The organism is Pelotomaculum schinkii (assembly GCF_004369205.1).
GTDB lineage: Bacteria > Bacillota > Desulfotomaculia > Desulfotomaculales > Pelotomaculaceae > Pelotomaculum_C > Pelotomaculum_C schinkii.
The window spans coordinates 1,019,634-1,032,638 of the sequence record NZ_QFGA01000001.1 but is presented as its reverse complement, the minus strand read 5'-3'; the positions used below and the strand labels follow the sequence as shown (position 1 = coordinate 1,032,638).

12 protein-coding genes are annotated in these 13,005 nt (G+C 51.4%); all 12 read left to right on the top strand.

Annotated elements, in window-relative coordinates; translation table 11 throughout:
• Positions 1 to 109: 109 nt before the first annotated feature.
• A complete protein-coding gene (tsaE, locus tag Psch_RS04985; RefSeq protein ID WP_427910073.1) occupies positions 110 to 595 on the top strand; it encodes a tRNA (adenosine(37)-N6)-threonylcarbamoyltransferase complex ATPase subunit type 1 TsaE in 486 nt (161 codons plus the stop codon).
• Positions 576 to 1,286 carry a tRNA (adenosine(37)-N6)-threonylcarbamoyltransferase complex dimerization subunit type 1 TsaB gene (gene tsaB, locus Psch_RS04980; protein ID WP_190239350.1) on the top strand — a complete coding sequence of 237 codons (711 nt, stop codon included), beginning with the start codon at positions 576 to 578 and terminating at the stop codon, positions 1,284 to 1,286. Before tsaE ends, tsaB begins: the two co-directional genes overlap by 20 nt.
• A gap of 5 nt (positions 1,287 to 1,291) precedes the next feature.
• Positions 1,292 to 1,768: a ribosomal protein S18-alanine N-acetyltransferase gene (gene rimI, locus Psch_RS04975; protein WP_427910072.1), complete on the top strand. Its 477-nt coding sequence runs from the start codon at positions 1,292 to 1,294 to the stop codon at positions 1,766 to 1,768.
• Positions 1,769 to 1,902: 134 nt separating this feature from the next.
• Positions 1,903 to 2,436, top strand: coding sequence for an RNA polymerase sigma factor SigX (locus tag Psch_RS04970; protein WP_190239349.1), 534 nt, complete (start codon positions 1,903 to 1,905; stop codon positions 2,434 to 2,436).
• A gap of 1 nt (position 2,437) precedes the next feature.
• Entirely contained in the window at positions 2,438 to 3,583 is a 1,146-nt protein-coding gene (locus Psch_RS04965) for an anti-sigma factor family protein (RefSeq protein WP_190239348.1), read from the top strand.
• 171 nt (positions 3,584 to 3,754) lie between these two features.
• On the top strand, positions 3,755 to 4,690 hold the full coding sequence (locus Psch_RS04960) for an ABC transporter ATP-binding protein (protein ID WP_190239347.1): 936 nt from the start codon (positions 3,755 to 3,757) through the stop codon (positions 4,688 to 4,690).
• Positions 4,662 to 5,489 carry an ABC transporter permease subunit gene (locus tag Psch_RS04955; RefSeq protein ID WP_190239346.1) on the top strand — a complete coding sequence of 276 codons (828 nt, stop codon included), beginning with the start codon at positions 4,662 to 4,664 and terminating at the stop codon, positions 5,487 to 5,489. The genes Psch_RS04960 and Psch_RS04955 overlap by 29 nt, the downstream gene beginning before the upstream one ends.
• Before the next feature lie 752 nt (positions 5,490 to 6,241).
• A complete protein-coding gene (locus Psch_RS04950; protein WP_190239345.1) occupies positions 6,242 to 7,561 on the top strand; it encodes an MFS transporter in 1,320 nt (439 codons plus the stop codon).
• Positions 7,562 to 7,647: 86 nt separating this feature from the next.
• Positions 7,648 to 8,160: a hypothetical protein gene (locus tag Psch_RS04945; RefSeq protein WP_190239344.1), complete on the top strand. Its 513-nt coding sequence runs from the start codon at positions 7,648 to 7,650 to the stop codon at positions 8,158 to 8,160.
• A 329-nt stretch (positions 8,161 to 8,489) separates the two neighbouring features.
• Positions 8,490 to 9,656 carry an iron-containing alcohol dehydrogenase gene (locus tag Psch_RS04940; RefSeq protein ID WP_190239343.1) on the top strand — a complete coding sequence of 389 codons (1,167 nt, stop codon included), beginning with the start codon at positions 8,490 to 8,492 and terminating at the stop codon, positions 9,654 to 9,656.
• 134 nt (positions 9,657 to 9,790) lie between these two features.
• Positions 9,791 to 11,221 (top strand): permease family protein, encoded by a 1,431-nt coding sequence (locus Psch_RS04935; protein ID WP_190239342.1) that lies wholly within the window; start codon positions 9,791 to 9,793, stop codon positions 11,219 to 11,221.
• Between the two features lie 30 nt (positions 11,222 to 11,251).
• On the top strand, positions 11,252 to 12,952 hold the full coding sequence (locus Psch_RS04930) for an aldehyde ferredoxin oxidoreductase C-terminal domain-containing protein (RefSeq protein ID WP_190239341.1): 1,701 nt from the start codon (positions 11,252 to 11,254) through the stop codon (positions 12,950 to 12,952).
• The last annotated feature ends 53 nt before the right edge of the window (positions 12,953 to 13,005 follow it).

The window sequence follows — 13,005 nt, the reverse complement described above, 5'->3', positions numbered from 1 at the left end:
GTGGAGGGTTTTGTTTTTTCATGGTGAATTATAGTAATTGGGGGGATTGCCCCATGGCGGCAAAGGTTATAATATTAATACTATCATGCAAAAGGCGTCATATACTGGAGTGAAAAGATTGTTTTACACAAACACGAAGTCGCCGGAAGAAACGGCCCGGATCGGAATGATGCTGGGATCGTTTCTAACAGCCGGCGACATAGTCTGCCTGCAAGGGGAGCTTGGCGCCGGAAAAACCTGTTTTGCCCAAGGGGTGGCCCGCGGTATGGGTATTGAAGACCCGGTGACCAGTCCCACTTTTAACCTGGTTAATGAATACCACGGGAAACTGACGCTTTATCACCTGGATGTCTACCGGCTTAACGGCCCCGGTGATTTGGATGACCTTGGTTATGAAGATATTTTTTACGGAGATGGCGTAACTCTGATAGAATGGGCGGAACGGGTGCGGGAAGCTCTTCCTGCGGAAAGGTTGGAAATTCTTATAAACAGGGGTACCCAAGACGAATTCAGGGAGATCAGGATGCTCCCGCGGGGTGATAGGTACCGGCTGGTGGTTGAGGGGTTGATGTCTGTTGTTTGTTCTGGGAGTTGAGTCTGCCACACCGGTGGCCTCGGTCGCGGTAGCCGGCCAGGGGGGGATCTTGGCTGAACGCATGGTGTTGAACCGGCGGACACATTCCGTAAACCTCCTTCCAATGCTCAAGGCTGTGCTGGAGGAGTCGGAGATAGACCGCCGTAAGCTGACCGGTATAGCGGTTTCAGGCGGCCCTGGTTCTTTCACCGGCCTGCGTATCGGCATGAGCACCGCCAAGGCGCTGGCCTGGGTCTGGGGACTTCCGGTGGTGGGTATTTCAACCCTGACGGCGCTGGCGCATCCCCTGGCCGGGAGCGGCGGCCTGGTCTGCCCCATACTGAACGCCCGCAAGAACGAGGTTTATACCGCCATATATGATTGCCAGGGTGGGGTTGCTAATTGTATACAGGGTCCTGCGGCCGTTGGCCCGTCGCGGCTGGCTGAAATTATTTTGGAATTCAAGCGGCCGGTGACCCTTTTGGGTGACGGGGTCCCTGTTTATGGAGCCCAGCTGCGGGATGCCCTTGGCAGCATGGCAAGACTCGCGCCTCAGGCCGCGAGCTTTCCCAGGGGGGCGGCCGTAGCGGAACTGGGTCTGGCAGCTTTGCGGGAAGGCCGTGGTATTGACCCGTCTGCCCTGCAGCCTGAGTACATCAGGCCTTCCGAGGCAGAGTTGACCTGGCTGCGAAAAAATTGTCCGGGGGGGTAAAATGTTTGAAGCTCGTTTTTACAAGTATGCGCCTGGAGCACTTAAACCAGGTACTGGATATAGAAGAAGTGTCCTATCCTGCGCCCTGGTCCTACTATGCTTTTGCTTACGAGCTTCTGCAGAATAACCTGGCCCATTACATCGTGGCCTTGAGCGGGCATAAGGTGGTGGGTTACAGCGGGATGTGGCTGATTCTGGACGAGGCTCATATAACCAACGTGGCGGTCCACCCGGACTACCGGCAGAGAAATATCGGCAAGTCGTTGATGCTGGAAATGATCAGACTGGCGGTAGAAAAAGGCTCCACCGGAATGACCCTGGAGGTCCGCCCCACCAATACAGCAGCCAGGCGGCTTTACGAGGCGCTGGGTTTTGTGGAAAAAGGCCGCCGCAAGAAATACTATACGGATAACAACGAGGACGCCATCATCATGTGGAAAAGCAACCTGTCCGGTAAAGGAGAATGTTCAACCGGCCAATAGTAAAAAATCATCTGTCATCCGGCTTAACAGCCGGTTATTTATTTTATGATATAATTTATAAGGCTAACCTGTCACAAATAGCCCTTTGTCTCTGTTTAGTAAATGAAAGCCAAAACACCAGGGGGTACCGGGGAATGGCCCTGCAGTCGACAGCCGACAAGCCCATAAGCAGCCATAACGGCTTTAGAGAGCTTTTTGACCGCCACTACCCGGCCATTTGCCGCCATCTCACCTGCCTTCTGGGTAATCGCGCCGCCGCGGAGGACATTGCCCAGGAAACGTTTATTCGGCTTTACCAGGCGCCTCCCCCTGAACCGTCAAATATGGGCGGTTGGCTGGCCAGAGTTGCGACCAACCTCGCTTACAACCACCTGCGCAGTGAGAATAGCAGGTCTCGTCGCGAGGTGAGCGCCGGTCTGGCTGAGGTACTGGCCGGGGACGGACCGGAGGAATTACTGGTGCGGGGAGAGGAAATTGCCTTGACCAGAGAGGTCTTGGAGCAGCTCCCGGAAAGGGACCGGGCCTGCCTTCTACTCAGGTTTTCCGGGATGGATTATGCCGGGATCGCCCGCGCCACCGGTATCAAACAATCCTCTGTAGGTACTGTGTTGGCCCGTGCTCGCGCCAAATTCAGGGTAGAATACACCAAGTTCAAGGGAAGTGATTGAGGTGCGCTGTTATGATATCGGTACCCTGCAGGCTTACCTGGACGGGGAATTAAATAAATCTGACAGCAAGCGGCTGGAAGAACACCTGTTGGGCTGCGATGCATGTTGTGCTGCAGCGGAGCGTCTAAAGGATAATCAGAACTATACCAACGCCAAGCTAACCGGTTATTACCACGCGCTGACCAGTGACTCTGTTGACACAGGCCTGGCCTGGAGCAGGTTCAACAGGGGCAAGTTACAGGACCGGATCGCCTCGCGCCGTGGGAAAGGAGTGTTTAGCATGTTTGCAAAATATCGTTCAGCTGCCGTTTCGGCAGTGGTTGTACTGGCCATAGCTACAATCTTCAGTTTTGGTTCCGTCCGTTCAGCGGCAAGTGAACTACTGAGCATTTTCCGGGTTGAGAAGGTAACAACCATAAGTATTACGCCTGAGGATATGGCTAATATTGAAAGAAGTATACGCGAGGGCGCCGGGCAGGTAAATATTGAAAATTTCGGTAAGCTTGAGTTCAGCGGCAAGACAGAGTCTTTCAGGGTAACGCAGGCTGAAGCGGGTGAAGCCCTGGATTTTCAGCTCAAGTTGCCCGCTGTTATACCCGAGGGTTTTGAGGTCCGGGAATTTAATAAAACTACCGGTGGAACCATGAACCTCACTCTGGATACCATGAGAACCAACGAGGTGCTAAAATCACTTGGCAGCAGCAAGTTATTGCCTGACGAGCTCAACGGCAAGATGTTCACGGTCAAATTTCCGGTCACCGTACAGGCTTTATATGCCGGGGCCAACGATAACCGGGTCATGGTGCTGCAGGGGCGGAGTCCTGAACTTGTGGCCCCGGGTTCGGATGTGGCGGCTATAAGGGACGCGCTTTTAGCCCTGCCTTTTCTGCCGGACAACCTGCGCAGGCAGTTGGCCGCAGTTGACGACTGGCAGCACACCATCCTGGTGCCTGATATAGATGGTTCTTCGCAAGAAGTCAGCGTGGCCGGACAGCAGGGTGTATTTGTAACGCCAAGCGCCGCCGGGAATCACAATGGGCGGGGCAACATCAACAGCCTGATCTGGCAGGAAAATGGCGTTGTTTATGCCATAGCTGGCAACCTGGACCTGGAGCAGGCTCAACAAATGGCCGCCTCAATGAAGTAGTGCGGCAGACCAGAAAACATTTTTGGCATATGTCCGGGGAGTGGCTTTAAATTTTAAATTGCCATTCCCCGGCTTTATGGTGTTCTGGATAGCCTTTTCGAAAGCATTTTAGTGACAGGAGACGGTTCTCATTGCTAACCTAAATGTCATTTTGAAAGGAGTGTTGGCCGTTTGATCCTGGAGACTAGCAACCTGACCAAGATGTATGGCAGTAAAACCGGTTGCAGCGATATCTGCCTGGCGATTGATAAGGGACAAATCTTTGGTTTTCTGGGTCCCAACGGAGCGGGTAAGAGCACGCTGGTCAAGATGCTGGTAGGGCTTCTTTTCCCCACCTCCGGTACAGCCTCGGTCCTGCGGCGGCCGCTGGGCGACCTGGAGGCCAGGCGCAAGACGGGCTTTTTGCCGGAGAATTTCCGCTACCAGGAGTGGCTGACCGGTGAAGAGCTGCTTTCCTTCCATGCCTCCCTCTACAAGCTGACCGGCGAGGAAAAGATGAGGCGCATACCGGCTGTCCTGAATCAGGTGGGGCTGGGCGGCAAGGGAAAGCAAAAAATAGGCTCCTACAGCAAAGGCATGCAGCAGCGGATCGGCTTGGCCTGCGCCCTGCTGCCCGACCCCGACCTGGTATTCCTGGACGAGCCCACATCAGCCCTGGATCCTCTGGGGAGGCGCGAGGTGCGCGAAATTATGATGGAACTGCGCAGCCGCGGTAAAACAGTATTTTTAAACAGTCACCTGCTCAGCGAGGTAGAAATGGTCTGCGACCAAGTGGCTATTATCAACCAGGGCAGAATCATGGCCGCGGGTGCCATGGATGAACTGCTGGTGGAGACAGTGGCGGTGGAAATGCAGGTGGAAGGCCTAACTCCGCCGTTGATTAACGAACTTGCCGCGTTGAGCAGGTCATGCCATGTCAACGATAGTCTGGTCAGGTTAACGCTGGGCTCACGGGAACAAATACCATCTCTCGCCGCGGCGGTGGTCCGGTCAGGCGCTTACCTGTTCAGCCTGCAGACAAGGCATAATTCTCTGGAGGACCTGTTTGTCAATTTAATTCAGGGAGGTGGTGAGGGGTATGCCGGCAGTGGCCCTGTTAACTGTTAAAGAGGTGATACGACGGCGCATACTCCTGGTAACCCTGGTTTTAGCGGTGGTCTTCCTGGCCCTTTACGCCACCGGGGTCCACTATGGCTACCGGGATATGGCGGCTCACGCCGGACCGCTGCAAGGACTGATGGCTGCCCAGTTTCTAGCCCTGGGCCTTTATTTCGGCAGCTTCATCATCGCCTTTCTGGCAGTAATGGCCGCCGTGGGGGCAATATCGGGGGACATTGAAAACGGCGCTATTTTCGCTATAGTGCCCAGGCCGGTCAGACGCTCCGAAATTGTACTGGGCAAGTTTCTGGGCTACGGGCTAGTCCTGTCGGCTTTTGCCATCCTTTTTTATATTGCGGTGCTGGTTATCATACGCGTAAATACCGGTATGAGCGTGCCGATCCGGCCGGGTGCGTTGGGGCTTTTTTGTCTCCAGCCGCTGGTTCTGCTGGCGGTTACCCTGCTGGGAACCACCTTTCTGTCCACCCTGGCCAACGGGGTGGCCTCCTTCATGCTTTACAGCGTCGGATTTGTGGGCGGGATGCTGGAGCAAATCGGCCACCTGGCGGGGAGCCAGGTGCTTGTTAAAATCGGCATATTTTCCAGCCTGGTGATGCCGGTCGACGCCATTTACAGAAAAATCGTCTACAACTTATTGTCGGCGTCCGGGGCGTCTTACTCCGCTTACATGTTGGGTCCCTTTGGGGCCGGTTCCGAACCAAGTGTATGGATGCTGGTCTATACCGGGCTTTATATGCTGTTTTTTCTAGCTATGGCCGTACGCGTGTTTTCTCGGAGAGATATCTAGTCAAGATAATTTATTAAAAAAATTTCATGATTAACAAAGCACAAACGAGGTAGAAAGCAACTGCTCCACATGAGCATTCGTTCGGCCCTATGCGCAATTGGAGGTTGGAAAATAAGAGGAAAAGACTTAACTGAATCTTGGGATATTACAAACATATCCTCTGGCAAGATACATCCTCGCGTAGTACAATTTAAATATTGTTACAGTGAAATGACCCGGAAGAAAAGATTACTTGCGGGTATTTTTACGCCTTAATTCCCATCTGAATCCCTGCCGACGCCCATCCTGATAGCTTCCAAGCGCTGCAATAATACAGATTTGATTTCATCGATACAAACATGAATCAATTTTACCCGATCGTTAATCCGGCTCCCGGCGGCTTCCTACGTCAGATCCCCGGAATACCTGGTTTATTCCCGCTTTGAGATTTGATTTCCCACTGTATTCATTTTTAAAGACCCCGGCACAGCTGTTGCATATTTAGATAATAGCAAAATTTCTGTAGTTTTATTTGGGACAGGCATAAGAAACAGTAACATTTCGCCATGCTTTTTAAAAGGAAGGAAGCGAAGTGTTCTTGGCATGATATTTTGGAGTATGGTGGCGGCAGATATAAATTTTTTTTATGGCAATTGTTCTATTTTAAGGGGGGATGCCTGATTCATTGCCGCATTGTAAAAAAAGGGGGGAGGATCTGCAAGTAACAGTAAAATGAAATTTGTAGCAAATCAAAAGGAGGGGATTTGTAACAAATGAGTTCAAATTTAGCAGCCCTGGATGTTGATGCAGCAACACCTGCCAAGCCAGCCTCTAATTATCGCTATATGGCGATTTTTCTAATCGCTATGGCAATTACGGTCAATTATATTGACCGCGTTAATATCGCTGTGGCAACACCAACCCTGATGACAGTTCTTGGTCTGTCAGCTTCTCAGATGGGTGTGTTGATGTCGGCATTCTTCTGGTCCTACACTTTAATGATGATACCTGTCGGCGCTCTTTTAAATAAGTTTGGTCCCAAAATGTTGATGTTCTACTCCTGCCTGGGTTGGGGCCTGGTGACGGTAATGACCTCCCTGGTAAATAGTTTCGGTTCTTTTTTGGCGGTCCGGATCGGGCTTGGCATCACGGAAGCTCCCAGTTATCCTGCCGCTCCCCGGGTGGTGTCGGTATGGGTGCCGAAACGTGAGCGAACCATGGCTTCCGCCTGCTTTGACTGCTGTGCCAGGGTGGGGAACGCCTTTGCGCCGCCTCTGGTGGCCTTGATCATTGTTACCTGGGGCTGGAAGGCATCATTTGTTGTATCCGGCATGATCGCGGTAGTTTACAGCTTCGTCTGGCTATACTTATATAAGGACCCCGACGAGCATCCGAAAGTTACTGATTCCGAGCTGGCCTACATCCGCCAGGACGAGGTCTTAACAGAGGAAGGCCAGGTTGTGGTGAAACCGATCCCGCTTGCAAAGCTGTTTACTTACCGGGTGATCCTCCAACTCTGCGGCGGCTACGCTCTTTATATGTACTTCTGGACAACCTTTAATTCCTGGATACCTGCGTACATGATGAACGTATGCGGGCTGAGCCTGAAATCAATGGGGTTTGCAGCAATGTTTCCCTATATCGCCGGTGTGTCGATGGAGTTGCTCGGAGGTTTTGTTTTCGACCGCTGGTTCAGAAGGGGCGCAACGATTACTGCCATCCGGCGTACCGGGATGGGCGTGGGAATGATCGGCGGAGCCATAGCCCTCTATTTGGCGACACACGCTGCCGCCAGCTCCCCGGCAATGGCCATATTCTGGTTGACCTGTTCCATGGGTATTTTCTCCTTCGGCGCCTCCAACGTCTGGGCGATTCCTACCGACGTGGCTCCTTACGGCCAGGCCGGGGGTGTCGGCGGGGTCTACAGTTTTGTCGGCAACTTTGGTTCCTTGCTGGGTCCGATAGTGACCGGAATCATTGTCGATACCGCTTTTGGCTACAACGGGGCCTTGATTGTTATGTGCATTCTTTCAGCATTGGGCGCCCTTCTCTATATGACCTGCAAATACGAAAGATTGGAACCAACATATTAGGTCTTGATATTGCTTACACCTCTTAAGGAACTGGGGGTAAGCCCCCAGTCCCTTTTCTCATGTTAATCATGCTGGGAGGGGCGTAAATGAAAGCGATACTGATCGGAGCTGCGGTACTGGTATTGTTGACCATCAGCTACCTAAAGGGACGCTCTAAGATGAGAGAGGCGGAGCGTATGGACCAGCTTGTCACCGAGAAATATCAGATCGGAGAACTGCTGGGAACTGTCTCCTACCACGGTGGGTTCCCCCCGATTCCCCGGCCGGCGCCCCTCAAAGTTGGATTGGCCGGCGGCTCTCTGGTGCTTTATTCCCTAAAGGGGGATGCCGGTACCATACCCTTTCAGCGCATCAAGAAGATTGAGCATTTTACAACACGCACCAAGGCTAACTTGAAGAATAAAAGCGTGGTCTTGTGGGGGCCTATCGCCCCGATGGTCTTTAAAGACAAATACAGACATTTTACCTTGATTAAATACACCGATATCAATAATGATGAGAACAATCTCCTGCTGGAATTAAAAGACAGCGGGGCATGCCGGGAGTTTTCCGGCCAGCTTAGCGGCAGTTGGCGCAGTTTTAAAAAGAATTCACCGTAAGGAACAGCAAGAGGTTAAGTTGCAGCCCGGAAATCTGCTGCTATTCATACATCAATGAATCATGTTGATTCATTGATGTATCAAAACCCTGGCATGATTACGATCCTATAAGAGCTATTTGGCTTGAGGTAATTGAGGTTAGTGTCCATAAACCGTGCTGTTAACCGGGTTTCAACGAAAACTAATTAGTTTTTTAAATTTTAATGTCACACTGGTATGCTTCTTGCTCCTATCCATGAGTGAAGTAATTAATATGGAGGGATTGGGGGAGTAATAATTTTATCAGCTTAGCGGAATTCCAAATAACAAATCAAAAGGGGGATTTCTAAATGAGTACCATCAAAGATTTTAGTTACTCTCATCCTATCAAAACGATTTTGGAGGCTGGAGGCCTCAAAAACAGACTGGCAGCTGAAGTTAAAGAACTTGGTACGGACAGAATTTTACTGGTAACAGACCCTGGCGTACTGAATGCCGGCCTGCTGAATGATGCGGAAGCTGCTCTGAAAAACGCAGGCATCACTTACAAGATCTTTTCCGGCGTAGAGCCCAACCCGAGAACCGAGAGCTGTTACAAGGGCTACGAGATGGCTCAAGAAATTGAAGCAGGCGCAGTTGTCGCTGTTGGCGGTGGCAGTCCGATAGATGTTTCCAAAGCTATAGCATTGCTGATGACAAACGGCGGAGACCTGGAGAGCTATGAAGGTCCCGAAAAATATAAAAATGCTCCCCGGCCAACAATTTGTGTGCCGACCACGGCTGGTACCGGCAGTGAAACCACAGCCATGACCGTCATCACTGTTAAATCCCGGAATTATAAGATGACCATCCTGGGCAAGAGCATGCTCCCGAACGTAGCACTGCTTGACCCGTCGATTTTCTCCAAAATGCCTCCGTTTATCGCGGCTTCCACAGGTATGGACGCCCTTACCCACGCGATCGAGTCATATATCAACCGTGCTGCTAACCCCTTTACCGATTCCTTTGCTGTAGAAGCGATCAGGTTGATCGGCAAATACCTCAGGCATTTTGTAGGCCAAGCGGCTGATTTGGAAGCAGCGACCGGCATGTTGGTAGCAAGCAACCTGGCCGGGATTGCCTTTGACATTTCCAGACTTGGCGATTGCCATGCTATGGCTCACCCGCTGGGCGGTTTCTTCGACGTTCCTCACGGTGTCGCCAACTCCGTTCTGCTCCCGATCACTATGGATTTCAATTTGCTTGCTGACCACGGTAAATATAAGATCATTGCTGAATTGTTGGGCGAAGATGTCAGCAGAATGACTGATCTGGAAGCAGCTCCCTACGCAGTTGAAGCTGTCAAAAAATTATCCAAGGATGTAGGGATCCCGGAAAACCTTGTGGCGTATGGTGTCACTGAAGATAAGATTCCTCAGATGTCTAAAGACGCCATGCTCAGCGGCAACATCGCGGTTAACCCCAGGGTTACGAAACTTGCTGATATAGAAAATATGTACAGGTTAGCGCTGAAATAAAAAGTATTAAGGTTACCATTTTGGAAGTTATCATTGAGAGCAGAGTTTGGCGAGGGCAGTTCAAGGCCCCAAAGCCTGAACTGCCCTCCCGCCCCAATAAAATATGGTCCTAGAAGAAGAGGAGGTTTTCGTTTATGGCGCTTATGCTGCCGACCGCCAGAAGAAAAGATGGCGACGAGGTACCATATATTCCGCTTAAGATTTTCAATTTCAAACTGAGGTTACCGTTTGTTCACTGGGGGATTGAAGGCTCTGAGATCCTTCAGGCGATGGTTATGTTTGTCACCGCCATGGGGATCATCCAGGTGATGAAGGACGTCTTTGACATGCCCTTCGAACTGGCCATGACCATTGTTGTCTTCCACGAGTTGATGTACTGTCTGCACCAGTTGCTGGGCGATCCCATTGTTCCCGGCTGGATCACTCCGGCGCTGCCGCTGGTTATCGCCTATTTGAACAAGATTACCATGGGCACCGACCGCATTGAAGGATTAATTGCACTGCAGGTAATGCTGGGTCTTATCTATTTCGTCCTAGGTGTCACCGGACTGGCCAAGAAACTGATCGAATACACGCCCAAGGCGATTCAATCCGGTATTTTGCTGGGAGCGGGAGTCTCGGGGCTTATTGGAACATATGTATTCGCCCCGACCGGAACCGGTCTCATGAAATATCCGTTAAGCATCACTGTCGGCGGGTTATTCGCGCTCTACCTGATATATTCCAAGGGCTTTACTGAAAAAGTCCGCAGCGGCCAAATGGACGGCAAAAAATTCCTGATGACAGTTGCCAATTTGGGTATTGCGCCTGGGATTGCTGCGGGGATTATCGTCGGTTGGATTTCAGGCGAGCTTCCTTTGCCGGTTATGCAACCGGGACTGTTCTTTATCCCTCAATTTAGCGAAGTATTAAATAATTATTCAGTTGTCGGATTAGGCATGCCGCCAGCCCAGGTTTGGCTCGCTGCCATACCGATGGCCCTGGTTGCCTATATCATCGCTTTCGGCAACATGATCCTTGGTGAAACGGTCATGAGAACTGCCAACGAACAATACAGGCCCGACGAAAAGGTCGATTCGGACCCCAACCGTATGAACATAGTTTGCGCTATCAGAAACTTCGCTGAAGGTTTCTTCTTCCCGCATGCCGGTCTGGGCGGCCCGACATGGACGGCGATGCAGGTTACTATCTGCGAGCGTTACAAGGGCGGCCGCAAGGCTATGGACTCCATCTTCTCTGGTATGGGCACCTTCAACTATATGAAATTTGCCAGTTGCTTGATCCTGCCGCTGGTGTTGATCTTCCAGCCGGCGCTCCCCATCGCGCTGTCGTTGACCATGATGATCCAGGGTTTTGCCTGTGTCTACATTGCCATGAACATGGTTTCAAATAACACCGAGCGTGGTATTGCCGGTATCTGTGGCGCTGCTCTGGCGGTTCAGGGCGCAGCCTGGGGACTGGGAGTCGGCATCTTGCTTTGCGCATTATTACTCGGCAAAGAGGCTTTTATTCAAAAAACTGAGAAGAAAGAGCCTGCAGAGCCAGCAACTGCTCCAGTATCATAAAAAACTTGATAGGAGTGGTGGGTGTAAAAAATGGCAAAATTATTACGGGTTAATCTTGCAAAGGGTCAGGTCCATTACGAGGATGTGCCCGAAAAGTATCGGTTGCTGGCTGGTCGCAGTTTAACATCTCAAATCGTTTTGGACGAGGTGGAACCTATCTGCGAGCCCTTGGGGGAACTCAATAAACTGGTTATCGCTCCCGGCCTTTTCGCAGGTACACGCTGCCCTAACAGCAACAGGATCTTTATAGGGGCGAAAAGTCCGCTTACCGGAACGATCAAGGAGAGTAACGCCGGCGGCACTGTTGCTCGTAAACTGGCCAAACTGGGTATAAAGGGTATCATTATTGAAGGTAAGCCTGCTTCAGATGCCTGGAATGTCCTGGTGATCAAGAAGGATGAAGCCATACTGGTACCGTCACAGGAACTGGTGGGCTTAGGCAACTACAAGACCATGGAGAGCCTGCATGAATCCTATGGCGCTAAAGTCGGGATCATGTCTATTGGCCAAGCGGGTGAAATGATGCTTTCTGCTGCTTCAGTAGCGGTCAGCGACCCGGACGGGCTTCCTAACAGGCACTGCGGACGGGGTGGAATGGGCGCCGTGTTGGGTTCCAAGAGGATTAAGGCGATTGTGGTGGATGACACCGGCGCCGACGATGCCATAGCCGAGATCGCCGATCCGGAAGGTTTCAATGAAGTCTGCAAGGAATGGACCAAGACACTGGCCGCAAACACCGTTGGTCTGAAGAATTTCGGAACCACCAACCTGGTCAACCCGATTAATGCGGTGGGCGGACTACCTGTCAAAAACTTTAGCCAGGGCTCCTATGACAGGTTTGAAAAAATCAATGGTCAGGCTCTAGCTGCGGCATGTATAGGAAACGGCGGTAGAGTGGGACATGCCTGCTCCCCTGGTTGTGTCGTCAGGTGTTCCAATGTTTACCATGATAAAGACGGCAAGTACGTTGTTTCGGCGATTGAGTTCGAGACCGTCGCACTATTTGGATCCAATCTTGATATCGATAACCTGGAAACTATTGCCAGGTTGAACAGGCTTTGCAACGACTACGGTGTCGACACGATGGACGTCGGCGGGGCTGTGGGCGTTGCTATGGAAGCAGGAATTGCCAGTTTTGGCGATGAAGAAGCAGCCTTAGATATGGTGGAACAGATTGGTAAAGGCACTATTCTCGGCAGGCTTCTCGGTAATGGTTCTACCATTACCGGCAAGGTCCTGGGCGTAACCCGTGTACCGGCCTCCAAGGGACAGAATATGTCGGCATATGACCCGAGAGCCTTGAAAGGGACCGGCGTTACCTACGCTACCGGGACGCAGGGCGCCGACCACACTCTAGGCAACGGCTTGCCGGGACGCTTCGGTGTTGATACCAACAGTAAGGATCAACAGGTGGAAATCTCCCGCAAACTGCAGATCATGACCGCCGTTGTGGACGGACTTGGGTTGTGCCTCTTTATAGGACCGATGCCGCCGACCATGGATACACTGGTCAAGGTGTTTTCAAAGTATGTGGGTAAGGATATCACTCTAGATGAGCTTCTGGAAAGGGGCAAAGATCTCCTCAGGGTAGAAATGTCCTTTAATAAACTAGCAGGCTTCACCAATGCTGATAACAGGCTGCCTGAATTTTTCAGCAATGAACCGCTTGAACCAAAGGGAGTCGTTTTCGATATAACACCTGAAGAGCTTGATGCTGTTCTCAATTTCTAATTCGTTACTAGAAACACTATTCAAAGGAGGCGTTAGTCATAGCGCTTCCTTTG